Source organism: Pseudonocardia kunmingensis, from assembly GCF_006716445.1.
Taxonomy (GTDB): Bacteria; Actinomycetota; Actinomycetes; order Mycobacteriales; family Pseudonocardiaceae; genus Pseudonocardia; species Pseudonocardia kunmingensis.
Genome location: NZ_VFPA01000005.1, coordinates 442,005 through 466,751, shown reverse-complemented (window position 1 = coordinate 466,751; position 24,747 = coordinate 442,005). Strand labels below are relative to the sequence as shown.

Sequence of the window (24,747 nt, the reverse complement as noted above, 5' to 3'; positions counted from 1 at the left end):
GACGCAATGTCCGGCTCGACCCTCTCCCCGCGCACCCACCACCCCCTCCAGACGACCGGGATGGTCGTGAGCGCGGTGTTCGTCCTCGTCGGCATCCTGGGGTTCATCCCGGGGGTGACGACCGGCTTCGACCAGCTGACGTTCGCGGGACACACGTCCGGGGCGCTGCTGCTGGGCCTGTTCGCGGTCTCCGTGCTGCACAACCTCGTGCACCTGGCGTTCGGCGTCGTGGGGTTCGCGATGTCGCGCACCGCATCCGGTGCGCGGGCGTTCCTGATCGGCGGCGGGATCGTCTACGCGGTCCTGTGGATCTACGGGCTGGTCATCGACTTCGACAGCGCCGCCAACTTCGTGCCGCTGAACACGGCCGACAACTGGCTGCACCTGGTGCTCGCCGTCGCCATGATCGGGCTGGGGCTGCTGCTCGGCCGCGACCTGCGCACCCGGGCCTGAGCGGGCGGCCACCCGGCACCCGGCCTCGCCGGCGTTTCGCCGTCGCCGCGGCGGGCAACCGATCACCCATGGAGCGCACCAGGATGAGGCGGTCGGTCCTCGCGGTCGTCACCGCCGGTGGACTGCTGCTCACCGCCGCGGGCGCCTGCGACGACGGCGGGCCGGGAGTCGGGGACAGCGGCGAGCAGGGCGACGTCGACGGCGAGTTCGGCACCGGTGGCGACAGCGGCGCCGGCGAGGAGGGAGCGGGCGAGCCCGGCGAGGGTGGCGCCGGTGACGAGCTCGGCGGGGGCGGCTGACCGGGCTGCACCGGCGCCCGGGGACAGCCGGGCCCGGAACCGGGCCCGATCGCGGACCGGGACCACGTCCGCCGGTCACGTCGGCGCGACGAGCGGGCCACCGGCCGCACCAGGGCGGCAGGTGACGTTTGCTCCTGCGGGCCGTGGTGGAAAGTGTGCGACATGGAGCATCCCGTCCGCCCCGGCCCCGGACACATCGAGTTCGTGCACCGCAGCTGGCCGGCCGATCCGGAACAGCTGGCGGTGATCCGGCGGGAGCTGGGCGGCTGGCTCGCTCCGCTCGCCCTGACCGAGGAGGAGACCGCGGACGTCGTGCTCGCGGTGGACGAGGCGGCGGCGAACGCCGTGCGCCACGCCTACGGCCCCGACGAGGCGGGCGTCGTGGAGCTGACGCTCTGGACGGAGTCCGAGACGCTGTGCATCGAGGTCGTGGACCACGGGAGCTGGCGGCCCCCGGTGGACCGGCCGCGCGAGGGCGGGCGCGGCATCCCGCTGATGAGCCACATGTCCGAGTCGGTGCTCATCCACTTCGACGACCGGGGCAGCCGGGTGCTCCTGCGCCACCGCATCCCGAGCCTGGAGGGCGAGCGCGAGCCCGAGCGCTGATCCGAGCGCCGATCGGAGGAGATCTGCGGGGCATTCCGGGGTACCCCGTGGTCATGGCGGAGCACGGACGGCGGACGCGGGCCGACTACGAGCGCGGCCTGCCCGACTACCACGACCCGACGGCCGGTATCGGCGGTGCTGCGCCCGCGCAGAGCGCCCTGACGCTGCGGGCGGTGCTCGCGGTGTTCGGGCTGGTGTTCGCGGTCGGAGCGGCGTGGATCGGCTTCGCCGCAGGCTTCGGGCTCCTCGGCTGGGTGATGGTGGCGGTGGCCGTGATCGCCCTGGGCGACCTGGCGTGGGTGCTGTACCGGAAGCGGCGTGGCGAGCCGGGCTGAGCAGGCGGGCCGTCAGGCCGCGTAGCGCTGCCGCACGCGCTCGGCCTCGGCGCGCAGCTGCTCCCACAGCTGGTCGACGTGCTCGGGGCCGGTGGTCACGGCGCCGATCGCCACCCGGATGACGTAGCGGCCCCCGACGACGGTGTGGGTGAGGAACGCCTCGCCCGAGGCGTTGACGCGCTCGAGCAGCTCGCGGGACGCGTCGTCGTCGGCGTCGGGGCCGGCGCCGGTGACGACCCGCAGGCACACCAGGGCGAGGGAGGGCTCGGCGGCCAGCTCGAACGCCGGGTCGGCGCGGACGCGCTCGGCCAGGCCCGCCGCGAGCGCGACGTGGCCCCGGATGTGCGCCCGCAGCCCCGAGAGCCCGACGCCGTGCAGCACCGTCCACAGCTTGAACGCGCGGAAGCGGCGCCCGAGCGGCACCTGCCAGTCGCGGTAGTCGACCACGGCCCCCGACTCGGACGCGGCGTTGCGCAGGTACTCCGGCGTGATCGAGAGCGCCGCGGGGAGCGCGTCGGCCTCGCGCACCCACAGCAGGGACGCGTCGAACGCGGTGAGCATCCACTTGTGCGCGTCGGTGCAGAACGAGTCGACGAGCTCGACCCCGTCGAGCAGGTGCCGGAACTCCGGTGCCAGCGCGGCCACCCCGGCCCATGCGGCGTCGACGTGCACCCACACGCCGTGCGGGCGGGCGACCTCGGCGATCGCGCGCACCGGGTCCACCGCGCCGGTGCCGGTCGTGCCGACGGTCGGGCAGACGAGCACCGGGACCAGTCCGGCCGCCACGTCCTCGGCCACGGCGGCGGCCAGTGCCTGCGGCGACATCGCCCGCGACCCGGGAACGGGTTCCACCGTGCGCAGCGCCCGCGCCCCCAGCCCGGCCACGCGCGCGGCCTTGGCCAGCGACGAGTGCGTCTCGGCGGTGACGTAGACGCGCTCGGTGCCGGTGACGCCGCGCTCGCGCCACCCCGGCTCCGCCCGGTGCAGGGCGGCCAGCAGCGCCACCAGCGCCGCGGACGAGGCGGAGTCCTGGATGCTGCCGCCCCCGCCGCCCGCGAAGGTGAAGCCGGGATCCAGGCCCAGCGCCGTCGCGAGGCCGTCGAGGAGCACCTGCTCCACCTCGGTGGCGGCCGGCGAGGTGGACCACAGCATCCCCTGCGCGCCGAGCCCGCCGGAGAGCATGTCGCCCAGCAGCGAGTGCAGCGAGGCGTTGGCCGGGAAGTAGGCGAAGAAGCGGGGGTGCTGCCAGTGCGTGCTGGCCGGCACCACGACGTCGTCCACCACGGAGAGCAGCGCGTCGAGCGGCGCGGGATCCTCGGGCAGCGCCGCGGGCAGCCGCTCGCGCACCCAGCCGGGCTCGACGTCGGCCCGCACCGGCAGCGCTTCCAGCCCGGCGCGGTGGTCGGCGATCCAGTCGACGACCGCGTGGCCGAGCCTGCGGAACTCCTCCGGGTCCAGATCGGCCGAAGCGCCGGTCGCGTCCATGGAGCAACGCTAACCAGTGGCCGTTCTCACGTCCCCGCGGGGCAGCGCGGAACGCCGCGGCGGCGCATGGTCGAGCGGTGACGACGGAGGAACGGTGACGACGGACACCGGCAAGGCCACGGGGGAGCGGGGCAGGCTGCGGCTGCTCCAGCTGACCGCGTTGACCAGCACCTGCGACCGGTTCGCGATCGCCCCGCTGCTCGTGGTCATCGGCCTGGACATGGGCGCGCCGCTCGCCGCGGTGGCCGCGGTGGCGAGCGCCTACTTCCTCGCCTACGGCCTGATGCAGCCGGTGTGGGGCCTGATCAGCGACCGGATCGGGCGCGTGCGCGTGATGCGGGTGTCGCTGCTGGGCGCCGCACTCGCGGGGGTGGCCTCGGTCGTCGCGCCGAACCTGCTGGTACTGGGCATCGCGCGGACGGTCGCGGGCGGCTGCTTCGCCGCGCTGATCCCGGCCACGCTCGTCTACGTCGGCGACATGTGGCCCCCGCAGGTGCGCCAGCGCCCGCTCTCCGACGTGCTCACCGCCTCCTCGCTCGGCACCGCCGTGGCGACGGCGGGTGCGGGCGTGCTGGCCGACGTCGTCGGGTGGCGCACCGTCCCGGCGGTCACCGGCCTGGCCGCGGCCGCGCTGTGGGTGGCGCTGCGGCGCCTGCCCGAGCCCGACCGGGCGCCGGTCACCGGCAGCCCGCTGCGCTCGATCGCGACGGTGCTGCGCCACCGGTGGGCGCTCGTCGTGCTCGCCCTCGTGCTCGTGGAGGGCGTGGTGGTGCTCGGCGTGCTGACCTACCTCGCGCCGGCCGTACAGGCGCTCGGCGCCACCGCGACGATCGCCGGGGTCGTGGCCGCCGCGTTCGGCGTCGGCTCGCTGGTCTGGTCGCGGGTGGTGCGCCGGCTGGTCGGCCGGATGTCGCCTGCGGGGCTGTCGGCCGTGGGGGCCGCGCTCCTCGTGGCGGCGTGGGCGGTGCCGGCCCTCGGCGTCACGGTGGTCACCGTCGTCGTCGCGGGGGTGCTGCTGGGCGGCTCGTGGGCGTTCCTGCACACCACGCTGCAGAGCTGGGTGACCGAGGTCGTGCCGGGCGAGCGGGCCACCGCGGTGGCGCTGTTCGCGGCCCTGCTGTTCCTCGGCGGCTCCGCCGGCACCGCGGTGGTCGCGCCGCTGGCCGACGCGGGCGCGTTCGAGGCGGTGTTCCGCGTGGCGCTGGTGGTGTCCGTGCCGCTGGCGGTGGCCGCCGTCGTGGCGCGCGGGCGTTACGGCGACCGGGGCGGCGTCGGCCCCGCGCCCGCGGCGGACTAGCAGTGGTATGACTGCGGCGACCGTGGATCACGACTGACACGAGGGGTTGCCACTGTGGACATCACCGACGGCGTTGCGCTGGTCACCGGCGGCGCGTCCGGGCTCGGGCTCGCCACGACGAAGGCGCTGCGCGCGGCCGGGGCGCGGGTCGTGATCCTCGACCTGCCGACGTCGGCCGGGGCCGAGCGCGCCACCGAGCTCGGTGACGGCGTGGTGTACGCGCCCGCCGACGTGCGCAGCGAGGCCGACGTCACCGCCGCGCTCGACGCCGCCGACGCCCTCGGCCCCCTGCGGGTGGCCGTCAACTGCGCCGGCACCGGCAACGCGATCCGGACGATCGGGCGCAAGGGCGTGTTCCCGCTGGCCGACTTCACCCGGATCATCGAGATCAACTTGATCGGCACGTTCAACGTGATCCGGCTGGCCGCCGAGCGGATGGTGCGCCACGACCCCGTCGGCGAGGAGCGCGGTGTGATCGTGAACACCGCGTCGGTGGCCGCGTTCGACGGCCAGATCGGCCAGGCCGCCTACTCGGCCTCGAAGGGCGGGGTGGTCGGGATGACGCTGCCGATCGCCCGCGACCTGGCCTCCGCGCAGATCCGGGTGGTCACGATCGCGCCGGGGCTGTTCGACACCCCGCTGCTCGCGGGGGCGTCGGACGAGGTGCGGGCCTCGCTGGGCGCGCAGGTGCCGCACCCCGCCCGGCTCGGGAACCCGACCGAGTTCGGTGCGCTGGCCGCGCACATCGTGGCCAACCCGATGCTGAACGGCGAGGTCATCCGCCTCGACGGCGCGATCCGGATGGCCCCGCGCTGACGCCGCAGGCGAGAACCGCGCGGAACGCCGGGCGCGGTCGCGTCCGGCGTTCCCGACGGTCGTTCGAGACGTTTCAGTGGCTCTTGTGGTAGGCCTCGAGCACGTTGGACGGGATGCGGCCGCGCTCCGAGATCTTCATCCCTTGCTGCTGGGCCCATTCGCGAATGGCCTGGTTCTGCTCGCGGTCGGTGCTGGGCCGCGCCGCGGCGGTGCTGGCGGTGGAACGCCGGCGACCGCCGGTGCGGCGCGCCGCCGAAACGAAGGGCGCCAGGGCCTCGCGCAACTTCGCGCTATTGGCCGCGGACAGGTCGATCTCGTAGGACTTGCCGTCCATCGCGAACTCGACCTGCTCGTCGGCCGTGCTGCCGTCCAGGTCGTCGACCAGGGTGACGGTCGTCTGCTTTGCCACGTGCGCTGCCTTTCGAAGTTGCTCCGGGTACGCCGACGAACCTCGGGTGTGACGAGCGGTCGCCCGAGGGCTGCGGCGGTGCGAGAACAAGGTGGTCGTTAATTGCGAGAACGATGATAAAGGAGGCGGGCGCGCATTGTCGATCCGGGGCCGGATCTGCGGAGTGTCGCGGCCGCCCCGAATGGATCGGGCGGCGGCTGCGAAAGGCACCGGCCGGTCCCGCGTGGCGTCGGAACCGGCCGGTGGAGGCGCTCAGAGGTCGGCGGTGGCCGCTTCCAGGTGGTCCGCGAACCTGCGCCGCGCCGCCTCGGCCCGCGTGGGGATGTGCTCGGTGGGCGTCTCGACCGGTTGGTACCCGCGCAGGATCCGGCGCGCGACCGTGGCCTTGTGCACCTCGTCGGGCCCGTCGTAGATCCGGGCGGCGCGGGCGGCGCGGTACATCTCCTCCAGCGGCAGGTCGCCGGAGAAGCCGAGTGAGCCGTGCACCTGGATCGCCCGGTCGATCACGTCGTGCAGCACCCGGGCGCCCCAGTACTTGATCATCGCGATCTCGACGCGGGCGTTCGACGCGCCGACCTGGTCCATCGTCCAGGCCGCGTGCAGCGTGAGCAGCCGGGCGGCCTGCATCTCCGCCGCCGAGGACGCCACCCAGTCCTGGACCATCTGCTTGTCGGCCAGCACGGAACCGTGGGTGTAGCGGCTCACCGCGCGCTCGCACAGCATGTCGAAGGCCCGTTTCGACTGGCCCAGCCAGCGCATGGCGTGGTGGATGCGGCCGGGCCCGAGGCGTTGCTGGGCCAGGCGGAAACCGTCGCCGGGATTGCCGATGAGGTTCTCCACCGGAACCCGCACATCGGTGTAGAGCACCTCGGCGTGCCCGCCGTAGAGCTTCCCGGTGATGGTGGGGTGGTCCATCACCGGGATGTCGCGCACGATCTGCACCCCGGGCGTCTCGACCGGCACGACGAACATCGACGAGCCCTGGTAGGCCGACACGTCGGGATCGGTCACCGCCATGACGATGAGGAAGTCGGCGTGCGAGGCGTTGGAGGAGAACCACTTGTGCCCGTTGATGACGTACTCGTCGCCGTCGCGGACGGCGCGGGTGGACAGCAGCGTGGGGTCGGCCCCCGCACCCGGCTCGGTCATCGAGAAGCAACTGCGCAGCTCTCCGCGCAGCAGCGGGTGCATCCAGCGTTCCTTCTGCTCCGGGGAGCCGCCGATCGCGAGCAGCTCGGCGTTACCGGAGTCGGGCGCCTGGTTGCCGAAGATCCCCGGCGCGAAGCGGCACTGGCCCAGGATCTCGTGCATCAGCCCGAGCCGGACCTGGCCGAACCCGCCGCCGCCCAGCTCGGGGGGCAGGTGCGCGGCCCACAGCCCGCGTTCCTTGACCTGCTCCTTGAGCGGCGCGGTGATGCGCGCGAATGTCTCGCGGTCCAGGTCGAGCGTCTCCAACGGGATGATCTCGTCGCGGACGAACCGGCGCATCCATTCCAGCTGCGCCTCGAACTCGGGTTCGGTGGAGAAGTCCCACGCCATCGTGCCGGCCTCCTGGTCGCGCCGTTGAGTCATCGCCGTTCACCGTCGGGCCCATCGTGCCCCGCGGGAGGCGCCGGCGACAGCCCGTACTAGAGCACGGCTCTAGAGGCGCGTTCGGGAATCGCGCCTCTCACCGCTCGCCCGGGGCGGGCGGTGCGGCGTAGGGGTCCGCGACCGTGCGCTGCATCAGCAGCCCGGCGGGCGGTTCGGTGAAGCCGAAGGGCCGGTAGACCTCGTGGGCGTCGCGGGTGGCGAGCATGACCCGGCGCAGCCCGTAGTGCCGCGCCCGCTCGACGACGGCCGCCACGAGCGCGCGTCCGACACCGGCGCCCCGGGCCTGCTCCACCACGAACACGTCGGAGACCCAGCCGAACGTGGCCCCGTCGGTGACGAGCCGCGCGAACCCGACCTGCCGCCCGTCGCGGTGGGCGCTGAAGCACTCCGATCCCGCGATGGCGGCCTCGACGACGGCCAGCGGCACGCCGGGTGACCAGTAGCTGGCGGCGAGCTCCCGGTGCACGAGGTCAACGTCGATGCGTGCGGGGTCGTCGGTGATCTCGACGGCGGGCGGCACGTCAGGCGTCCCGCTGCACGAGGTAGCGCACCAGCAGGGTGTCGGCCTCGGCCACCACGGACGCCAGCTCCAGCCGTGCCGGCTCGACGCCGGCGCCGGTGGCGATGCGCTCGGCGGCGCCTGCGACCAGCAGCGGGGACACGGTCAGGCGCAGCTCGTCGACGACGCCCGCGGCGAGCAGCGCGCCGAACAGGCGCGGGCCGCCCTCGCAGTCGATGCGCCCCAGCCCGCGCTCGGCCAGCGCCGCCACACCCGCGCGCAGGTCCACGGCGCGTTCTCCGGTGACGAGCACCGTGGCGCCCGCCTCGGTCCACGCCCGGCGCTTGTCCTCGGGCGCCTCCGCGGTGGTGAGGACGATGCTCGGAACGAGCGCCTCGGTGACGACCGGTGCGTCCGCGGGGAGCGACCGCCCGGTCGTGACGACCGCCGTGGGCGGGATCGGGGCAAGCCCGTGCCGCGCGCGCCGACGCGCGGTCTCCGCGTCCGGGTGCACGCCGCGGAACTCCTCCACCACGGCGGTGGTGGCGCCGACCAGCAGCACGTCGGCGAGGTCGCTGCCCAGCCGCAGGACCCGCCGGTCCGGTGCGTTCGACAGGGCCGCGGCCCGCCCGCCCAGCTCCACCGCACCGTCGGCGCTGGCCACGAAGTTGACCACGAGCCAGGGCGGTGCGGGATAGGTGTAGAGCCGCTCGAGCGCGCCGTCCTCCAGCGGGCCCGCCGCGTGCGGCGGCCAGATCCGGTGCATCAGGCGATCCACTCCGACGCCCGGCGCGGCGGGCGGGCGCCGAACACGCTGGCGACCATCTCGAGCGCGTGCCGGGTGGGGGCCACCTCGTGCGCGCGGAAGACCTGGGCGCCGGCCTGCGCCGCGATGGTCGTGGCCGCGAGGGTGCCCGCGAGCCGGTCGGACAGGCCCACCCCGAGCGTCTCGCCCACGAAGGTCTTGTTCGACATCGCCATCAGCACCGGCCACCCGGTCGCCACGAACCGCGGGACCTCCCGCAGCAGCGCCAGGTGGTCCGCCGTGTTCTTGCCGAACCCGGTGGCGTCGATCAGGATCCCCTCGCGCGGCACCCCCCGCGCCAGCGCCCGCTCGGCGAGCTCCACCGTGGCCTCGAGCACCTCGGACACCACGTCGGTGTAGGCGGGCCGGAACGGCTCGGCGCGCGGCGCACGCCCCCCGGTGTGCGTGCACACGTAGCCCGCCCCGAACTCGGCGGCCACGTCGATCAGCTCCGGGTCCGCCGCCGCCCACGCGTCGTTGAGCAGGTCCGCGCCCGCCCGGCAGGCCGCCGCCCCGACCTCGCCGCGCCAGGTGTCGATGCTGATCACGACGTCGGGGTGGCGCTCCCGGATCCACTCGACCGTCGGCACGACGCGGCGGATCTCCTCCTCGGTCGTCACGGTCTCGCCGGGACTGGCCGCGACTCCGCCGATGTCGATGATGTCGGCGCCCTCGGCGACGGCGCGGTCGACCGCGGCCTTCGCGGCGTCGTCGGCGAACGTGGCGCCGTTGTCGTAGAACGAGTCGGGGGTCCGGTTGACGATCGCCATGACCAGCGCCCGGTCCCGGACCGGCGCCCGCCCCCGGATCACCAGCCCACCCGCTGCCGGGCCCACCTCTGGGCCCACCTCTGGAACTGCCACCCGCGCACCCTCCACGCCTCCGACTCCCACACCTGGGAGCCATACTGCCCGGGCGCGGCCCGCCGGCGAGCGGTACGGCTCCGGCGTGCCGGTGTGGCGGCGGCTTCGACACCCGGTAGAAAGTGTGGATCACCGGTCGGGCACAGTGGAGGGGTGGCTGTCGTCTCCCCGTCCAGCGCCGCCCTGGTGTTCCGTGCCGTGGCCATCGCCGAGGCCTGTTCCTGGGCCGGCCTGCTCATCGGCATGTTCTTCAAGTACGTCGTGGTGTTCGACGAGGTCGGTGTGACCGTGTTCGGCCCGATCCACGGCGCGCTGTTCGTGGCCTACGTCGTGGTCACGCTGGTGGTCGCCCGCACCTTCCGGTGGAGCGTGGGGACCACGCTGCTGGCGCTCGTCGCGAGCATCCCCCCGCTGGCCACCCTGTGGTTCGAGCGGCGGGCCCGCCAGCGGGGCCTGCTCGCCGAGCGCGCTCCCGCCGCGTAGTGCGGGAGGCGCCCACCGGATCCTTCACCCGGGGCCGACCGCCGCCGTCAGGGCCTGGTCGAGGTCGGCCACCAGGTCCCTCGGGTCCTCAAGCCCCACCGAGAACCGCAGGTGCCCGTACCGGCGGAACTCCTCCGGGTAGTACGGGGCCCGCTCGTCGTCACCGGACACGTGCACGACCAGCGACTCGTCGTGCCCGAGCGACACCGCCGAGGTGATCACCCGCAGCGCCGCGACGAACCGGTTCTGGGTGTCGGAGTCGCCGCGCACGGCGAACGCGAGCATCCCGCCGAACCCGCCGTCGAGCGTCCGGGCCGCGAGGTCGTGCTGGGGGTGCGACGCCAGGCCGGGGTAGGCCACGTAGGCGACGCGGGGGTCGGCCTCCAGGAACTCCGCGACGGCCTGCGCGCCCGCGCAGTGCGCGCGCATCCGCATCGGCAGCGTCACCGACCCGCGCATGATCAGCCACGCGTTGAACGGGCTGATCGCGCCGCCGACGTTCACCATCGCCTCGCGGCGGATCGCGTCCACCAGGGCCGTGCCCGCCGCGCCGCCGCCGACGACCGCACCGCCCATCGCGTCGCCGTGGCCGTTGATGTACTTCGTGAGCGAGTGGACGACCACGTCGGCGCCCAGCCCGAGCGGGCGCTGCAGCACCGGCGTGGCGAACGTGGAGTCCACCGACACCAGTGCGCCCGCCGCGTGGGCGAGCTCGGCGACGGCGGCGACGTCGGTGATCCGGGTGGTCGGGTTCGCGGGCGTCTCGACGTGGACGACGCGGGTCTCCGGGCGGATCGCGGCGGCCACGGCGTCCAGGTCGGAGGTGTCGACCAGCGTGGCGGTGATGCCGTACTTGCCCGGCAGCAGCTCCGACAGCAGCCGGTAGGTGCCCACGTAGGTGTTGTCGGAGCTCACGACGTGATCGCCCGAGCGCAGCGCGGCGAAGAACACCGCGTGCTGGGCGGCCATCCCGCTGGCCAGCGCCACCGCGGCCGCGCCGCCCTCGAGCGCCGCGAGCTTCTCCTCCAGCCAGCCCTGGTTGGCGCCGCCGTTGCGGGTGTAGAGCGGGGTGCCCGTGCCCGACCAGGACAGCTCGGACGGGTCGTCGGGCAGCGCGTAGGAGTTGGCCATGACCAGCGGACGGCGGATCGCCCCGCTGCCGGCGTCGACGGCGTTGCCGGCGTGGACGGCGAGGGTGGCGAGGTGGGGGGAGTCGGACACCCCCTCTTCGTACGCCAGCCCCCTCAGCCGCCGAGCAGCAGGCCCACCAGGTCGCGCCTGCTGCGCACGCCGAGCTTGTCGAACACGTGTTTGAGGTGGTCCTGCACGGTGTGCGGCGAGATGTGCAAGGAGGCGGCGATCCCCCGGGTCGAGGCCCCGCGCAGCACGAGACCGGCCACCTCGGACTCGCGGGCGGACAGGCCGTGGGCGGCCAGCCGGATCGGGACGGTCGCGCGGGCGGCGCAGGGCTCGACGACGACGGCGACGCGGCCGGAAGTGGGGCCGGCAGGGTGGTCGGCGGGGTGGCCGGTGCCCGGCCCTCCGAGCCGGGACGCGTGGACGGCCAGCCACCGCCCGGAGGCCCCGCGCACGTGGGCGCTCGGCGTGGCACGGCCGGCGTTGAGGGCGGCCACCACGGCGTACACGACGGCGGGCAGCGGCAGGCGCGGCGCGGGGTCGAGCTGCTCCAGCAGGGCGTCGGCCTCCGGCGTCGTCGAGACGACGCTCCCGTCCCCGGCGAGCAGCAGTACGCCCGGACGGGCCCGGTCGGGGTGCGGCGTCGCGTCCAGCAGGAGCGACTGTCGCAGGCCGTGCGCGATGTGCGGGCCGACGCGGGCGAGGAGCGCCGCCTCCGCGGGGGTGAAGCCCAATGGGTGGTCGGTGCGGTGCAGGCACAGGTAGCCCCAGCAGTCCGGGCCGACGGTCAGGGCGGCGCGCAGCTCGTCGCCGAGCCCGGCCGGACGCATGATGTCGCGGTACCGCCCGCTCGTGAAGCGGTCTCCGCGGGTCGCGGCGTCCAGCGACGACACGTGGGTGCGCGCCGTGGCGAGCGCCGTGAACTTGTTGACGTCGTCGTCACCGAACTCGTTGTCGAGGAAGAGCGCGGTGGCCGCGGCGAGCGGCTCCTCGGCGTACGCGCTCGTGAACAGCAGGGTGTGGGGGTCGGCGGTGGCGAAGAAGGCGGCGTCGACCGGCAGCAGCCGCCGCAGCGACCGCAGCACCCCCGCGCGCAGGGCGGGCAGGTCCAGGCCGCTGTGGCACAGCCGGACGAGGTCGCGTTCCGCCCGTTCGGCCCCGGATGCCGGGCTCACTCTCGAAGTGTCCGCCCGCGTGCGCGACGGCGGAACCCCACATTGCTGGGATGGTCCACCCGGCCGCGGCGCCGCACGCTTCCGGCATGAGTACCGACCAGGAAGCCCGCAACAAGAACCTCGTCGACGCCTTCATCCAGGAGCTCTTCACCAAGGGCGACCTCGACGCCGTCGACCGCTACCTGCACCCGGACTACGTCGACCACGACCCGCCGGTCCCCGACGCGCCCACTGCGGTGGAGGGCATGCGGCGGGCGGGTGCGCTGTTCCGGCAGGCGCTGCCGGACTGGCACAGCGATCTCGGCATGCTCGTCGCCGAGGGCGACATCGTGGTCGAGCTGTTCCGCGCCGGCGGCACCCACACGGGCGCCGAGTTGATGGGCGTGCCGGCCTCGGGTCGGACGCTCACGCTCTCCGGGATCAACATCTTCCGGATCGAGGACGACAAGATCGTCGAGCGCTGGGGCCGGCTCGACGACCTGGGCCTGCTGCGCCAGCTCGGTCTCGTGCCGAACTGATGCGGTGGCCACGAACGTCCACCGGTGCACCCGGCCGACCGTGTGTCGATCGCCAGTTCCGTGCCAGGGCGACATCCCGCGGGGTGCGAGATTGTGTGACCGGCGCACCGACGCCGGAGCCGGGCTTCAGGGGATGCGGTGATCGCTGTCTGCGGTGGCACGGCCGCACCCGTGCGGCCGCACCCGTGCGGCTCCGCCACCGCACCGGGTGATCTCCAGGACGGCACGCAGTCGTGATCGTCGACCGCGGTGAAGAAGCAGCGCTCCTGCGGCCTGAGGACCGCACCCGGTGATCTCCCCGCGGCGTGTGCTGCAGGCCGCGCGAGCGGTGGTGGCCGCCGACCGCCGTCCCCGTCCCACTCGCCTTGATCGGTGCGAGCATCACGGCTGCCGCGCCCGCGCTCACGTGCCGCTCGCAACGATCAACCATGCGGGATCGGTCCGAGACGCACCACGCGGCTGCCGCCACCACATTGACGTACGGCTCGCAACGCTCAACCGTCCGAGATCGATCCGAGCAGCACACCACGGCGCTCGCCGCGACCGTGGCGTACCGCTCACTTCGATCACTGCCCGTTCCGGCGCGGCCCGTTTCTGCCGGCGCTACCGGTCGATGGGTAGCGCGGGCCGGGTCGGGTAGCGCGGGCCGGGTCGGGTAGCGCGGGCGGCCTACTCCGCGGAGCCGAGGGCGCGGTAGGCCGGGCGCAGCAGCTCCGTGACCTGCTCGCCGCGCACGGCGATCGGGAACGGCGGCACCTGGTCGAGCAGTGCGTCCGGCGGGGTACGGGGGCCGGTGAGCTGCTCGTCGAGGGCGCCGCCCGCACTCCAGTACCGGTCCATGACGTCGGCGAGCGCGCCGCCCGACGCCGGCGCCTCCTCCTCGGCCGCGGCGCGCCGGGCGCGGACCTCCGCCAGCAGCGCCTCCCGGTCGCGCCCGCGCAGCGCGAGGATCTGGAACGGGTCGGCGTCGAACCGCTCCGCGAGCACGTAGAACACCGCGGCGAGGTGCTTGCACGGCACCGCGTAGTCGGGGCAGCTGCAGTCCATCGCGAGGTCCCGGCTCTCCGCCGGGAACAGCGAGAGCCCGACGGCCTCGAAGACCCGCTCGATGTCGCGGGGCATCTCGCCGGCGAGCAGCGCCGCGGCGTACGAGGCGTCGTCGGCGAGCGCCTGCGCGACCGCGCCCCACTCGGCCTTGCCGAACGCCGGCACGCCGACCCGCACCTGGTAGGGCGCCGGTCGCGAACCCTGCACGGTGGCGAGCGCGCCCCCGGTGTCGATGTCGAGCGCGACGATCTGCCCGGCCCGCGCGTAGGTGCGGCCCCGGGACAGGCGCCCGCCCATGCCCAGCGACTCGAGCACGCCGAGGAAGCGCTGCGACCACCACGTGCGCGCCACGGGGCCCCGGCTGCTGTTGATCTGGATCCCGCCCTCGACCTTGCGCGGCCGGGACGGCTCGGCGTCGCGCCACCAGAAGGGGTCCGGATCAGGCATCGTCGGCCACCTCCTGCTCGGGCTCCTCCTGGGCGTCGGCGCCGAGCGTGAACAGCTCCCGCAGCGACTCGGTGGAGAGCTCCGTGAGCCAGCCCTCGCCGTCGCCCACGACCAAGGACGACAGCGCCTTCTTCTTGGTGATCAGTTCGTCGATCCGCTCCTCGACGGTGCCGGGGCACACGAACTTGCGGACCTGCACGTTGCGCCGCTGCCCGATGCGGAACGCGCGGTCGGTGGCCTGGTTCTCGACGGCCGGGTTCCACCAGCGGTCGAGGTGGATCACGTGGTTGGCGGCGGTGAGCGTGAGACCGGTGCCGCCCGCCTTCAGCGAGAGCAGCATGATCGGCGGGCCCTCGCCCGCCTGGAACCGGGTGACCATCTCGTCGCGGCGCGTCTTCGGGGTGCCGCCGTGCAGGAACGCGACGTCGGTGTCGAAGCGCGCCGACAGGTGCGGCACCAGCAGGTGGCCGAACTCGGTGAACTGCGTGAAGCAGAGCACGCGGTCGCCCTCGTCGAGGATCTCGGCGAGGATCTCCTCGAGACGAATGATCTTGCCGGAGCGCCGTCCGACGGGGGAGCCGTCGTGCAGCAGCTGGGCGGGGTGGTTGCAGACCTGCTTGAGCTTCGCCATCGCCGCGAGGACGTTGCCGCGGCGCTCGATGCCCTCGGAGTCCTCGATCTTCTCCAGCATGTCGTCGACGACGGTGCGGTAGAGCGAGGCCTGCTCGCGCGTGAGCCGGTAGTGCTGGGTGACCTCGATCTTGTCGGGCAGGTCGTCGATGATCGTGGGATCGGTCTTCACCCGGCGCAGCAGGTAGGGCCGGGTGACCCGGCGCAGCATGCCGGCGGCCTCGGTGTCGCCGTGGCGCTCCACCGGGATGGCGTAGCGGTGGCGGAAGCTGTCGGCGGTGCCGAGCAGCCCGGGGTTGAGCACATCCATGATCGACCACAGCTCGGAGAGCCGGTTCTCCACCGGGGTGCCGGTGAGCGCCACGCGGTGCTCGGCGTCGAAGCGGCGCACGGCCCGCGCGTGCGACGCCCTGCTGTTCTTCACCGCCTGCGCCTCGTCGAGCACGAGCCGCCGCCACGCGACGGCGGCCAGCTCGTCGCCGTCGCGGGCGGCGGTGGCGTAGGTGGTGACCACGAGGTCGGCCTCCGCCACCGCGGCCGCCAGCGCCTCCCCGTGCAGCCGGGCGGACCCGTGGTGGGCGAGCACCGCCAAGTCGGGGGCGAACCGCGCCGCCTCCCGCTGCCAGGTGCCGACCAGCGACATCGGGCACACGAGCAAGGTGGGGCCCCGCTCGTCCTGCGCCCGCTCGTGCGCCTCCAGCGCCAGCATCTGCACGGTCTTGCCCAGCCCCATGTCGTCGGCGAGGCACGCGCCGAGCCCCAGCTCGGACAGGAACGCCAGCCACGCGACCCCACGCTCCTGGTAGGGGCGCAGCTGCGCCCGGAACCCGGGTGGCGGTGCGACCGGCGTGATCGTGCGCTCCGCGGAACCGTCCAGCAGCGCGCCGATCCAGCCGTCGGCCCGGACCGCGGTGACGGGGAGCGGGAGCTCCTCGCCCGCGTCGTCGAGGCCCCGGTCGTCGGGGTGGCGCTGTGCCAGCGCGAGCACCTCGGCCGCCGTGGGCGCACCGGCGTCGCGGCGGCGGCGGGCCCGGCGCAGGAACTCCAGGCCCTTGCGCAGCCGCTCGGCGTCGACGCTGACCCACCGCCCGCGCAGCCGCACCAGCGGTGCCTTGGTGGCGACGAGGTCGCTGATCTCCTCCTCGGACAGCTCGTCGTCGCCGACGGCGATCGACCACCGGAACTCCGCCAGCTGCTCGCGGCCCAGCCCGCTGCGGGTGAGCACGCGCTCGGCCGGGGTGCTGCGGGCGCTCAACGTGAGCCCGACGCGGCGCGCGCCGTCCCAGCCGCTGGGAAGCAGGACCCCGAACCCGGCCTCGACGAGCAGCGGCGCGCGGGTGGTGAGGAAGTCGTGGGCGTCGTCGACGGTGAGGTCGAGCCGGTCGGGGCGGGCCTGCCGCAGCGCCCGGCCGAGCGCCGGGTGCACCCGGGCGGCGCGGCCCAGCTCGGCGAGCAGCAGCTCCTGCGGATCGGCGAACAGGCGCTCGGCGCCGCCCGACCACACCTGCTCGGCCCCGACGAGCAGGCTCGGGTCCGCCGTGGACTGCAGCAGGAACTCCAGCACCCAGCGGGTGCCGTCGCCGGTCTGGTCCAGCGGGTCGGCGCCGGGGTCGGCCGGGTCGTGCAGGGTGCTGATCTCCGAGAGTCGGAAGCAGGCCCGGCCCTCGCCGGCGGTGGTGGCGCCGAACGCGTCCCACGCCGCGACGGCGTCGGCGAGGGCGGAGAGCTCGGCGGGGGGCACGCCCCGTTCACCCCCGACGCGGCCGTCGGGCGTGAGCAGGGCGGCCAGCCACGCCTCGGCGGCGGGCAGCCGCCGCGGCGCGCGGCCCGACCGCGGCGGCAGCACGGTGACCGGCTCGGGCGCGCGGGCCAGGCGGTCGCGCACGGCGGCGTCGGTGAGGGCGGCCAGCGCGTCGAGGACGAGCTCTCCGGCGTCGGCCCCGCGTTGCGGCCCGCGGGCCGGGCCGCCCGCCTCGGCGCGACCGACCGGGGGGAGCGCCTCGACCAGCGCGTCGAGGGTGACGACGTCGAGGCCCTGCACGACCGGGCGCCACCGGGCCACCGCGTGCGACCCGGTGCGCGCCAGCGTGGGCAGCACCCGGCCGCGCGAGGCCAGGTCGGCGGCCAGTGCCGCGACCGCGCGCAGGTGCGCCACCGAGGAGCCGTAGCGCGCCTCGTCGGCGAGGTCGTCCAGCTCGGCGACGTCGACGGCGAGCGCGGGCACCGTCCACGCCCGCAGCACCGGGCCGCCGCGCGGGGCGGCCCCGCGACGCGCGCTGCGCACCAGCTCGGGCGAGGCGAGCGGACCGCCGGGCCGCGAGGGCAGCAGCAGCGTGGCGGTGGTGGCCTTGCCCGGGTGCAACGCGGCGAGCACGGAGGCCGGCGCCGCGAACGGGTGCGGCCGCGCGGTGCGCAGCGAGCGCACCGACGACGTGGCGGGCCGCTCACCGTCCTCCGCCCACAGCAGCACCCCGCGGCCGGGGGACCAGAGCGCGTGGACGGCGAGCACGGGACAAGGCTACGGAGGCGCCCCGACACCCCCGCGTGACGACCGGATCCGCCGGTACGAACGGTCGGCCTCGCGGACCGGACACCTGGGAGCGCGGTACCGTCGGGCTGTTCGGTGGTGCGGGAACCTGTTCTGCTCAGCGGAACGCTTGGGGGGATCGATGAGGATCGCGGAGATGTTGCCGGCCGACCGGGCCGACGGGAGCCTCTGGCCGCTGATGCGGCAGGCCGGCGTCACCGACGCGGTGGGCACGCTGCCCGGCGACCCGCGACCGAAGCCCGGTGAGGACGCGCCGTGGGACTGGCTGCCCATGGTCCGCACGAAGGACCTCTACGAGCGCAACGGCTTCGACCTCGGCGTGATCGAGTGGCGGCCGCCGTTCAACCTCGCCAAGCGCGGGCTGCCCGGCCGCGACGAGGAGATCGAGACCGTCTGCACGCTCCTGCGCAACATGGGCAGGCTCGGCATCCCGGTCTGGTGCTACGAGTGGATGACCGACCGCAACTGGGTGCGCACGAGCACCGCGGTCCCGGCGCGCGGCGGCTCGACCGTCACCGGCTTCGACCGGAAGGTGTTCGAGGCCGGCCCGCCGCCCGCGCTGGGCGGGATCTCGGAGGAGCAGCTCTGGGAGAACCTCGAGTACTTCCTGGCCCGCGTGCTGCCGGTCGCCGAGGAGGCGGGCGTGCGGCTGGCCATGCACCCCGACGACCCGCCGATCTCGCCGCTGGGCGGGATCGGGCGGATCATGTCGAGCGTCGCCGGGTTCCGCCGGCTGCTGGCAACCTCCGACAGCCCGATGAACGGCGTCACGTTCTGCCAGGGCAACTTCCGGCTCATGGCCGACGACGTGCCCGCCACCATCCGGGAGATCGGCGCCGACGGGCGCATCCACTTCGTGCACTTCCGGGACGTGGAGGGCACGGTCGACTCCTTCGTCGAGACCTGGCACGACGCCGGCCCCACGGACATGCGCGCGTGCATCGAGGCCTACCGCGGCATCGGCTTCGAGGGCGTCATGCGCTCCGACCACGTGCCCACGCTGCACGGCGAGGTCGGCGCGCAGGCCGGGTACGGCGTGCTGGGCCGCCTCTACGCCGTGGGCTACATCCGCGGGCTGCTCGAGGGCACGTCGGCACCCGCGAGCTCCTGACCGGACGGCAGCTCCTTCGCGAACCAGTGCTCGGCGTAGGGGCCCACGTTGAAGGGCGCCACCTCCGCGTAGCCGAGCCGCGCGTACAGCGCGCGGGCCTCCACCAGGTCGTGGCGGGTGTCGAGCCGCAGCCGCGTGACGCCGCGGACCGCAGCGTGGCGTTCGAGCTCGCGCAACAGGCGGGTGCCGATCCCACGGCCGCGCGCGCGGGGTTCGACGAAGACGCGCCTGACCTCGCCGACGCCGCCGGGCAGCACCTGCATGCCCGCGCACCCGACGACGTCGTCGCCGTCGCGGGCGAGGAGGAACACGCCCTCCGGCGGCGCCAGACCGACGGGCGGGTGGTCCCGCAGCGCGGCGTCGACCTCGTCGGTCGTGGCCTGCCGTCCCTGGTACCGGCCGACGATGTCGGTCATGTAGGCGCGCAGGACCGCCGCGCCCGCAGGCGACCCCGGCGCCGCCGTCTCGATCTCCGGCTCGCGCACGGGACTACTCGGGAGTGTGCCGGGTGACGGCCTTGGCGAGGAAGCGCCGCACGCTCTCGCGCGCGCCGTCGACGATCTCGGGTCCGTGGGTGAAGCCGGCGCGCTCGTACTCCAGCTCCCCGAGGACGTGCGCGGTGCGGCGGCACAGCCGGAAGTCCGAGCACAGCATGCGGGGCGAGTAGCGCACGCCGAGCACGTTGAAGATCGCGTCCCCGGTGATCAGCGTGCGGGAGGGCTCGTGCAGCAGCGAGACGTGGCCGGGGGAGTGACCGGGGGTGGCCACCACCCGCAGCCCGCCCGCGACGTCGAGCACCTGCCCGTCGGTGAGCCGCTCGCCCACCGGCACCGGCGGGAAGCCGCCCCCGGGCAGCCGCGCGAACAGCCGCCCGGTGGCGGTGGAGGTGTCGTTCGGCGGTGAGGTGCCCGCCTCGGCGAACCCGGCGTCGCCCTCGTGCACGGCGACCGGGGCGCCGGTGCGGGCCGCCATGTCCGCCGCGCCGCCCGCGTGGTCGGGGTGGGCGTGGGTGAGCACGATCCGCTGCACGTCGGAGGGGTGCTTCCCGAGGGCCGCCAACCCTGCGACGATCTTGGGCGGCGCGCTCCGCACGCCGGTGTCGACCAGCGTGACCGAGCCGTCGTCGTCGAGCAGGGCGAAGGAGTTCGTCGCCGCGGAACCGACGGTGGGGATGCGGAAGACGCCGGGGGCGATCGCCACGGCGGGGGGAGGGGCCATGCGCCCGCAGCGTAACCAGGTCCGGCCGGCCGGAGGAGGGTCACTGCGCAGCGGGGACACCGGCTCAGGGGGACACTGCCCGGCGTGCCCGCCCTCGACCCCGCCGCCCAGCGCTCCCGGCTCGCCGCCGCCCCGGCCGCCCGGCTCGCCACCCTGCGCGCCGACGGGACGCCCCGGCTCGTGCCCATCACGTTCGCGCTGGTCGAGGGGCTGATCTGCTCCGCGGTCGACGAGGTGAAGCCGAAGACCACGACGCGGCTCGCGCGGCTGACCGACGTGGAGCGCGATCCCCGGGTCGGGCTCGTGGCCGACCACTACGCCGACGACTGGTCGGCCCTGTGGTGGGTGCGGGTGGACGGCACCGCGGCGGTCCACCGCGACGGCCCGCTGCGGGAGCGGGCACTGGCCGCGCTGGTCGCGAAGTACCCGCCCTACGCCGCGGCACCGCCGGCCGGCGCGGTGCTGGTGATCACGCCGAACCGGTGGGCGGGGTGGGCGGCGACCCGGTGACGGGGCGCCGCGTCGTGCCGCGCGGGGCGGCCGCCCGCACCGCGTCGACGAACGCGGCGATCGCCGGGTCGGCGCCCGCGCCGGCGCGGAAGGCGGCCAGGGTGCGGCGGTGCATCGGCACGGGCGTGAGCGCGACCGCCGCGTCCGCGGTGGCGACGCCGAGCTCCGGGACCAGCGCGACGCCGCCGCCGATCCCGACGAGCGCCAGTACCGCCGGGAAGTCGTCCACGACGTGCCGCACCCGCGGCGAGAACCCGGCGGCCTCGCACGCCCGGACCGCCATCGCACCGCAGCGGGTGGCCGGCGGCGCGACGATCCACGGCGCCGCGTGCCAGCGGCGCAGCGGGTCCGGCTCGTCCGGCTGCGGGGCGAGCGCGTGCGGGGCCGCGAGGAACATCGCCTCGTCGAACAGGGGGGTCGTCCCGACGCCCGGATCCGGCGGCGCGGGCACGAAGTCGTAGTCGTGCACGAGGGCGACGTCGACCTCCCCGGCCCGCAGTGCCGCGGCGACGGCGGCCGGGTCGAGCTCGTGCAGCCGGGGTTCGAGGTCCGGGTGCGCCGCGGCGAGCGCGGCGAGCGCCGCGGGGACGACGGTGCGGGCGGCCGAGGGGAACGTGCCGATCCGCAGCGGCCCGGCCGGGCCGCCGCGGCAGGCGGCGAGGTCGGCCTCGGCGCGTTCCAGCTGTGCGAGCACGGATTCGGAGTGGGCGACGAGCGTGAGCGCGGCCGGGGTCAGGGTCACCCGGCGCCCTCCGCGGGTGAGCAGCGCCGTCCCGGCCTCCCGTTCCAGCGCGCTGAGCTGCTGGGAGACGGCGGAGGGCGTGTAGGCGAGCGCCTCGGCGACGGCGGCGATCGTCCCCCGGTGGGAGAGCTCGCGCAGCAGGCGCAGGCGGCGGACGTCGAGCATCAGCTCAGCTTAGGCTCAGCGCCAGGAACGTGAACTGGACCTGACGGTCGTCGGGTCGCAGTCTCGGCGCATGGATCTCGCCGGTGTGCACGTCCCCCTGATCACGCCGTTCACGCCCGCCGGGGCGGTGGACGGTGCCGCGCTGGACCGGCTGGCCCGCGACGTGCTCGCCGAGGGCGCGGCGGGCCTGGTGGCGCTGGGCACCACCGGCGAGCCCACCGCCCTCGAGGACGCCGAGCGCCGCACCGTGCTCGACGTCTGCGCCGCGGTGTGCCGGGACACCGGCGCGAGCCTCGTCGTGGGTGCCGGTACCAGCGCCACCCGCCGCAGCGTCGCGGCGCTGGCCGAGCTCGCGGCCCGACCCGAGGTGGCCGCGGCGCTCGTGCCCGTGCCGGCGTTCGTGCGGCCCACCGAGGCGGGCGTGGTGCGCCACCTCGCCGAGCTGGCGGCGCACAGCCCGGTGCCGCTGGTCGTCTACCACGTGCCGCACCGCAGCGGACGCCCGCTCGGCGTCGCGGCGCTGCGGGAGCTGGCCGCGCTGCCCGGCGTCGTCGGCGTGAAGCACGCCGTGCAGGCCCTGGACGCCGACACCGCGGCGCTGCTCGCCGACCCGCCGCCGGGGTTCGCCGTGCTCGCCGGGGACGACGTCGTGGCGGCGCCACTGCTGGCCCTCGGCGCCGCGGGCGGGGTGCTGGCGTCGGCGCACCTGTGCACCCGACGCTGGGTAGCGATGGCGGCGGCGTGGCGCGCCGGCGACGCCGACGCGGGCCGCCGCCTCGCCGCCCCGCTCACGCCACTGGCCGCGGCCCTGTTCGCCGAGCCGAACCCGGGCGTGCTCAAGGCGGTGCTGCACGCGCAGGGGCGGATCTCCTCGCCGGAGGTGCGGCTGCCGCTGCTCGCGCCGCACCCGGGCACGGTCGCCCGGGCACTCGACCTGGCCGGGGCCGCGTGACCGGACGGCCGGCTACCCCAGCGGGCGCAGGAACGCCGTGACCGCCGCGTCCACCGCGTCGGGGCGCTCCAGGTGCGGGGCGTGCCCGCAGTCGAGCACCTCCAGCGTCACCGGCCCGGCGGCGCGCTCCCGCACGGCCTCGACGTGCACGACCGTCCCGTACGGGTCGTCGGTGCCCTGCACCCCCAGCACCGGGGCGGTGATCCCGTTCAGCTCGGGGCGGATGTCCCAGTCGCGGAAGGCGTCGTCGAGCCAGCCGTCGTTCCAGTTCCAGAAGGTGACGTCCGGATCGCGGTGGTGACGGGCCATCCGGGCGCGCAGGTCGCCCTCGGTGTAAGCGCGGCGGGCCTGCTCGATCCCGCGCAGCCCGACCTCCTCGACGAACACGTGCGGCGCGAGCACCACGACCCCGCGCACCGGGGCGGCCGCGGCGTGCAGCAGGGCGATCGACCCGCCGTCGCTGTGCCCGACGAGCACGGGGCGCTCCAGACCGAGCGCCGCGCACAGCGCCGGCACGACGCCCGCGGCCTCGTCGTGCATGTACCGCGGGGTCCGCTTCCCCCGCGGCGGGTCCGAGGTGCCGTGCCCGTGGCGGGAGAAGGCGACGGCGCGCCGTCCGGTGGCCGCGGCGAGCCGGTGGTGGAAGCCGCGCCACAGCCGGACCGAGCCGAGCCCCTCGTGCAGCAGCAGCAGCGGAGCGCGGCCGGGTTCGCCCGGCAGGTCCTCGTACTCGACGCGCCCGCCCGGCAGGTCGAGCAGCGGGAGCTCAGACACGCCGGTACCCCACGCGCAGGGGCCGGTCCGATTCCTCGGCCTCCCTGATCTGCAGCACGCCGACGAGCGTAATCACGCCCCGTCGCGCAGCCGGGACACCAGCCGCGCCGGGGCCACCTCCCGGTAGGCGTCGGTGACGATCTCCGCGATCTCGTCCCAGTCGACGCCCGCCACGTCGAGGTACACCCCGAGCCACCCGCGCCCCCCGACGTAGGGCGGCCGGAAGAACCGGTCGGGGTCGGCCGCCACGAGCTCCTCCTGCACGCCGGGCGGTGCCGCGCACCAGAACGCGAGCCGGTCGTCGTGGTGGTGGTCGGCGAACATCACGAAGCTCTTGCGCACGAACCACGTCGGCTCGCCGTGGCTGAGCTTCTCGGTGACCTCCGGCAGCGCGGTGCACAGCTCCCGCAGCCGCTCCAGCGGCGCGGTCACGGCACCGCTCGCCGCACCGCTCGCAGCACCGAGTAGCCCGACGCCTCCGTGGGCGTGACCGCGGTGAGCCGCAGCCCGGCCGCCTCGAGCAGCGCCGCGAACTCCGCCTCCGTGCGCTCCCGCCCACCGGTGCAGACGAGCATGTTCAGGTCGCTCATCAGCAGCGTGCGTTGCGCGCCGAGGGCCGCGGGCTCGTCCACGAGCACCGGCTCCACGACGAACACCGCCGCGTGCGCGGGCGCCGCCTCCCGGATGCGGGAGAGGATGGCGACGCTGCGCTCGTCGTCCCAGTCGTGGATCACGCTCTTGACGACGTAGGCGTCCGCTTCGGGCACGTCGGCGAAGAAGTCGCCGGTCACGACCTCGCAGCGCTCGCCGACGACCAGGTCGCTCGCCCCGGACGGCGTGTCGAACAGGATCCCGCGCAGGTCCGGGTGCGCGTCGAGGAACGCGGCGAGCAGCGTGCCGTTGCCCCCGCCGACGTCGGCGAGCGTGCCGACCCCGGTGAGGTCGCAGGCGGCCACGATCCCCGGCGCCGCCCGCCGCGTGCCCTCGGCCATCGCCTCGGTGAAGACCGCGTTCAGCGCGGGGTCGGCGGCGAAGTGGGCGAACGACGAGTGGCCGGTGAGCTTCTCGAACGACGGCTCCCCGGTGCGGACGCTCCACTCCAGCTCGCCCCACGCCCGCCACACCGCGTCGCCGCAGAACAGCTGCGCGAGGTTGCCGATCGAGCCCGGGAGCCCGGTGCGCAGCAGCTGACCGCCCGCGGTGAGCTCGAACCCGTCCGCGGTGCCCGTGACGAGGTCGAGCCCGGCGGCCGCCCGCAGGAGGCGTCCGAGCGGCCCGGGCCGGGCCCCGGTGCGGTCGGCGAGCGCGTCGAGCCCGAGCGGGCCCGCGGCGAGCGCGTCCGGCACGCCGAGCCGGGCCAGGGTCTGCACGACCTGGGCGGGGAAGAAGCCGAACACCATCCCGGCCACCCGTTCCCGCTCGGCCGCGGTCACGGCGTGACCTTCGGCCGGTAGCTGCCGATCGACCAGACGTTGCCCTCGGGGTCGCGCACCGCGTACTCGCGCGAGCCGTAGGGCTGGTCCACCAGCTCCTGCACGACCTCGGCGCCGGCGGCGACGGCGCGCTCGTGGTGGGCGTCGACCGCGCCCGCGTCGTCCAGGGCCAGGTAGACGACGGCGCGCCCGGTGTCGAAGGCGTCCGGCGTCGGGCCGCGGGTGCCGATCATGACGACGCCGTCGCCGAAGCTCAGCTCCGCGTGCCCGACGCTGCCGTCGTCGGCGGTGCTGAGGTGCTGCTCGGCGAACCCGAGTGTGCCGGTGAGGAACGCGATCGCCGCGTGGGCGTCGTCGTAGCGCAGGGTCGGGTAGATGCTCATGGCCGAGACCGTAG

General features: G+C 75.2%; 28 protein-coding genes. 11 read left to right on the top strand and 17 right to left on the bottom strand.

Annotation, left to right across the window (positions count from 1 at the left end):
- Positions 1-6 precede the first annotated feature (6 nt).
- The 4 genes from FB558_RS35770 to FB558_RS35755 all read left to right on the top strand — a co-directional run bounded on the left by FB558_RS35770 (position 7) and on the right by FB558_RS35755 (position 1,693).
- A complete protein-coding gene (locus FB558_RS35770; RefSeq protein ID WP_142061407.1) occupies positions 7-453 on the top strand; it encodes a DUF4383 domain-containing protein in 447 nt (148 codons plus the stop codon).
- A gap of 83 nt (positions 454-536) precedes the next feature.
- Complete coding sequence (locus FB558_RS35765; RefSeq protein WP_142061404.1) at positions 537-752, top strand: hypothetical protein; 216 nt, start codon at positions 537-539, stop codon at positions 750-752.
- Positions 753-914: 162 nt separating this feature from the next.
- On the top strand, positions 915-1,358 hold the full coding sequence (locus FB558_RS35760) for an ATP-binding protein (protein ID WP_142061401.1): 444 nt from the start codon (positions 915-917) through the stop codon (positions 1,356-1,358).
- A 53-nt stretch (positions 1,359-1,411) separates the two neighbouring features.
- The gene (locus FB558_RS35755; protein WP_142061398.1) at positions 1,412-1,693 is read left to right on the top strand and encodes a hypothetical protein; all 282 of its coding nucleotides are present in this window, start codon (positions 1,412-1,414) and stop codon (positions 1,691-1,693) included.
- 12 nt (positions 1,694-1,705) lie between these two features.
- Here FB558_RS35755 and FB558_RS35750 read toward each other — a convergent pair whose 3' ends face one another.
- A complete protein-coding gene (locus FB558_RS35750; RefSeq protein WP_142061395.1) occupies positions 1,706-3,178 on the bottom strand; it encodes a pyridoxal-dependent decarboxylase in 1,473 nt (490 codons plus the stop codon).
- 94 nt (positions 3,179-3,272) lie between these two features.
- On the opposite strand from FB558_RS35750, the gene FB558_RS35745 reads away from it, so the two are divergent.
- Both FB558_RS35745 and FB558_RS35740 read left to right on the top strand, forming a co-directional pair.
- Positions 3,273-4,475, top strand: a complete 1,203-nt coding sequence (locus tag FB558_RS35745; protein WP_142061392.1) for an MFS transporter — start codon at positions 3,273-3,275, stop codon at positions 4,473-4,475.
- A gap of 54 nt (positions 4,476-4,529) precedes the next feature.
- On the top strand, positions 4,530-5,291 hold the full coding sequence (locus tag FB558_RS35740) for a 3-hydroxyacyl-CoA dehydrogenase (RefSeq protein ID WP_142061389.1): 762 nt from the start codon (positions 4,530-4,532) through the stop codon (positions 5,289-5,291).
- 73 nt (positions 5,292-5,364) lie between these two features.
- Here FB558_RS35740 and FB558_RS35735 read toward each other — a convergent pair whose 3' ends face one another.
- From FB558_RS35735 to folP, 5 genes are all read right to left on the bottom strand, one after another.
- Positions 5,365-5,700, bottom strand: coding sequence for a histone-like nucleoid-structuring protein Lsr2 (locus FB558_RS35735; protein WP_142061386.1), 336 nt, complete (start codon positions 5,698-5,700; stop codon positions 5,365-5,367).
- 252 nt (positions 5,701-5,952) lie between these two features.
- A complete protein-coding gene (locus FB558_RS35730; RefSeq protein WP_246107000.1) occupies positions 5,953-7,272 on the bottom strand; it encodes an acyl-CoA dehydrogenase family protein in 1,320 nt (439 codons plus the stop codon).
- Positions 7,273-7,369: 97 nt separating this feature from the next.
- Complete coding sequence (locus FB558_RS35725; protein ID WP_142061383.1) at positions 7,370-7,813, bottom strand: GNAT family N-acetyltransferase; 444 nt, start codon at positions 7,811-7,813, stop codon at positions 7,370-7,372.
- A 1-nt stretch (position 7,814) separates the two neighbouring features.
- The gene (locus FB558_RS35720; protein WP_142061380.1) at positions 7,815-8,558 is read right to left on the bottom strand and encodes a dihydrofolate reductase family protein; all 744 of its coding nucleotides are present in this window, start codon (positions 8,556-8,558) and stop codon (positions 7,815-7,817) included.
- Complete coding sequence (gene folP / locus FB558_RS35715; RefSeq protein ID WP_142062017.1) at positions 8,558-9,367, bottom strand: dihydropteroate synthase; 810 nt, start codon at positions 9,365-9,367, stop codon at positions 8,558-8,560. Before folP ends, FB558_RS35720 begins: the two co-directional genes overlap by 1 nt.
- Before the next feature lie 246 nt (positions 9,368-9,613).
- Here folP and FB558_RS35710 point away from each other — a divergent pair, with 246 nt between their 5' ends.
- Positions 9,614-9,943, top strand: coding sequence for a DUF3817 domain-containing protein (locus FB558_RS35710; RefSeq protein WP_142061375.1), 330 nt, complete (start codon positions 9,614-9,616; stop codon positions 9,941-9,943).
- Positions 9,944-9,967: 24 nt separating this feature from the next.
- On the opposite strand, the gene FB558_RS35705 is transcribed toward FB558_RS35710, so the two are convergent.
- Entirely contained in the window at positions 9,968-11,164 is a 1,197-nt protein-coding gene (locus FB558_RS35705) for a trans-sulfuration enzyme family protein (RefSeq protein WP_142061373.1), read from the bottom strand.
- Between the two features lie 23 nt (positions 11,165-11,187).
- Positions 11,188-12,255 (bottom strand): LuxR C-terminal-related transcriptional regulator, encoded by a 1,068-nt coding sequence (locus FB558_RS35700; RefSeq protein WP_142061370.1) that lies wholly within the window; start codon positions 12,253-12,255, stop codon positions 11,188-11,190.
- Between the two features lie 86 nt (positions 12,256-12,341).
- Between FB558_RS35700 and FB558_RS35695 the strand changes: the two genes are divergently transcribed.
- Positions 12,342-12,773, top strand: coding sequence for an ester cyclase (locus FB558_RS35695; protein ID WP_142061369.1), 432 nt, complete (start codon positions 12,342-12,344; stop codon positions 12,771-12,773).
- A 669-nt stretch (positions 12,774-13,442) separates the two neighbouring features.
- On the opposite strand, the gene FB558_RS35690 is transcribed toward FB558_RS35695, so the two are convergent.
- Together FB558_RS35690 and FB558_RS35685 are read right to left on the bottom strand one after the other, a co-directional pair.
- Positions 13,443-14,267 (bottom strand): SWIM zinc finger family protein, encoded by an 825-nt coding sequence (locus FB558_RS35690; RefSeq protein ID WP_142061366.1) that lies wholly within the window; start codon positions 14,265-14,267, stop codon positions 13,443-13,445.
- Positions 14,260-17,406, bottom strand: a complete 3,147-nt coding sequence (locus FB558_RS35685; RefSeq protein WP_142061363.1) for a DEAD/DEAH box helicase — start codon at positions 17,404-17,406, stop codon at positions 14,260-14,262. Before FB558_RS35685 ends, FB558_RS35690 begins: the two co-directional genes overlap by 8 nt.
- Positions 17,407-17,581: 175 nt before the next feature.
- On the opposite strand from FB558_RS35685, the gene FB558_RS35680 reads away from it, so the two are divergent.
- Entirely contained in the window at positions 17,582-18,556 is a 975-nt protein-coding gene (locus tag FB558_RS35680; RefSeq protein WP_211367063.1) for a mannonate dehydratase, read from the top strand.
- Here the strand turns inward: FB558_RS35680 and FB558_RS35675 are convergent.
- Together FB558_RS35675 and FB558_RS35670 are read right to left on the bottom strand one after the other, a co-directional pair.
- Entirely contained in the window at positions 18,508-19,041 is a 534-nt protein-coding gene (locus tag FB558_RS35675) for a GNAT family N-acetyltransferase (RefSeq protein WP_246106999.1), read from the bottom strand. The genes FB558_RS35680 and FB558_RS35675 overlap by 49 nt on opposite strands.
- Before the next feature lie 4 nt (positions 19,042-19,045).
- Positions 19,046-19,774, bottom strand: a complete 729-nt coding sequence (locus FB558_RS35670; protein WP_142061357.1) for an MBL fold metallo-hydrolase — start codon at positions 19,772-19,774, stop codon at positions 19,046-19,048.
- Between the two features lie 84 nt (positions 19,775-19,858).
- Here FB558_RS35670 and FB558_RS35665 point away from each other — a divergent pair, with 84 nt between their 5' ends.
- Complete coding sequence (locus tag FB558_RS35665) at positions 19,859-20,284, top strand: TIGR03668 family PPOX class F420-dependent oxidoreductase (protein ID WP_142061354.1); 426 nt, start codon at positions 19,859-19,861, stop codon at positions 20,282-20,284.
- Here the strand turns inward: FB558_RS35665 and FB558_RS35660 are convergent.
- Complete coding sequence (locus FB558_RS35660) at positions 20,244-21,191, bottom strand: LysR family transcriptional regulator (RefSeq protein WP_142061351.1); 948 nt, start codon at positions 21,189-21,191, stop codon at positions 20,244-20,246. The genes FB558_RS35665 and FB558_RS35660 overlap by 41 nt on opposite strands.
- A gap of 70 nt (positions 21,192-21,261) precedes the next feature.
- Between FB558_RS35660 and FB558_RS35655 the strand changes: the two genes are divergently transcribed.
- Positions 21,262-22,143, top strand: a complete 882-nt coding sequence (locus FB558_RS35655; protein WP_142061348.1) for a dihydrodipicolinate synthase family protein — start codon at positions 21,262-21,264, stop codon at positions 22,141-22,143.
- A gap of 12 nt (positions 22,144-22,155) precedes the next feature.
- Here FB558_RS35655 and FB558_RS35650 read toward each other — a convergent pair whose 3' ends face one another.
- The 4 genes from FB558_RS35650 to FB558_RS35635 form a co-directional block, all read right to left on the bottom strand.
- Positions 22,156-22,917 carry an alpha/beta fold hydrolase gene (locus FB558_RS35650; protein WP_142061346.1) on the bottom strand — a complete coding sequence of 254 codons (762 nt, stop codon included), beginning with the start codon at positions 22,915-22,917 and terminating at the stop codon, positions 22,156-22,158.
- A 72-nt stretch (positions 22,918-22,989) separates the two neighbouring features.
- Complete coding sequence (locus tag FB558_RS35645; RefSeq protein ID WP_142061344.1) at positions 22,990-23,349, bottom strand: MmcQ/YjbR family DNA-binding protein; 360 nt, start codon at positions 23,347-23,349, stop codon at positions 22,990-22,992.
- Positions 23,346-24,350, bottom strand: coding sequence for a methyltransferase (locus FB558_RS35640; protein ID WP_142061342.1), 1,005 nt, complete (start codon positions 24,348-24,350; stop codon positions 23,346-23,348). The genes FB558_RS35645 and FB558_RS35640 overlap by 4 nt, the downstream gene beginning before the upstream one ends.
- Positions 24,347-24,733: a VOC family protein gene (locus FB558_RS35635; RefSeq protein WP_142061340.1), complete on the bottom strand. Its 387-nt coding sequence runs from the start codon at positions 24,731-24,733 to the stop codon at positions 24,347-24,349. Before FB558_RS35635 ends, FB558_RS35640 begins: the two co-directional genes overlap by 4 nt.
- Positions 24,734-24,747 lie beyond the last annotated feature (14 nt).

Bases quoted from the DNA above. Each gene is read 5' to 3' on its own strand.
- FB558_RS35770 (WP_142061407.1), top strand. From the start codon at position 7: ATGTCCGGCTCGACCCTCTCCCCGCGCACCCACCACCCCCTCCAGACG.
- FB558_RS35765 (WP_142061404.1), top strand. From the start codon at position 537: ATGAGGCGGTCGGTCCTCGCGGTCGTCACCGCCGGTGGACTGCTGCTC.
- FB558_RS35760 (WP_142061401.1), top strand. From the start codon at position 915: ATGGAGCATCCCGTCCGCCCCGGCCCCGGACACATCGAGTTCGTGCAC.
- FB558_RS35755 (WP_142061398.1), top strand. From the start codon at position 1,412: ATGGCGGAGCACGGACGGCGGACGCGGGCCGACTACGAGCGCGGCCTG.
- FB558_RS35750 (WP_142061395.1), bottom strand. From the start codon at position 3,178: ATGGACGCGACCGGCGCTTCGGCCGATCTGGACCCGGAGGAGTTCCGC.
- FB558_RS35730 (WP_246107000.1), bottom strand. From the start codon at position 7,272: ATGACTCAACGGCGCGACCAGGAGGCCGGCACGATGGCGTGGGACTTC.
- FB558_RS35720 (WP_142061380.1), bottom strand. From the start codon at position 8,558: ATGCACCGGATCTGGCCGCCGCACGCGGCGGGCCCGCTGGAGGACGGC.
- folP (WP_142062017.1), bottom strand. From the start codon at position 9,367: ATGGCGATCGTCAACCGGACCCCCGACTCGTTCTACGACAACGGCGCC.
- FB558_RS35695 (WP_142061369.1), top strand. From the start codon at position 12,342: ATGAGTACCGACCAGGAAGCCCGCAACAAGAACCTCGTCGACGCCTTC.
- FB558_RS35690 (WP_142061366.1), bottom strand. From the start codon at position 14,267: ATGCCTGATCCGGACCCCTTCTGGTGGCGCGACGCCGAGCCGTCCCGG.
- FB558_RS35680 (WP_211367063.1), top strand. From the start codon at position 17,582: ATGTTGCCGGCCGACCGGGCCGACGGGAGCCTCTGGCCGCTGATGCGG.
- FB558_RS35670 (WP_142061357.1), bottom strand. From the start codon at position 19,774: ATGGCCCCTCCCCCCGCCGTGGCGATCGCCCCCGGCGTCTTCCGCATC.
- FB558_RS35660 (WP_142061351.1), bottom strand. From the start codon at position 21,191: ATGCTCGACGTCCGCCGCCTGCGCCTGCTGCGCGAGCTCTCCCACCGG.
- FB558_RS35655 (WP_142061348.1), top strand. From the start codon at position 21,262: ATGGATCTCGCCGGTGTGCACGTCCCCCTGATCACGCCGTTCACGCCC.
- FB558_RS35635 (WP_142061340.1), bottom strand. From the start codon at position 24,733: ATGAGCATCTACCCGACCCTGCGCTACGACGACGCCCACGCGGCGATC.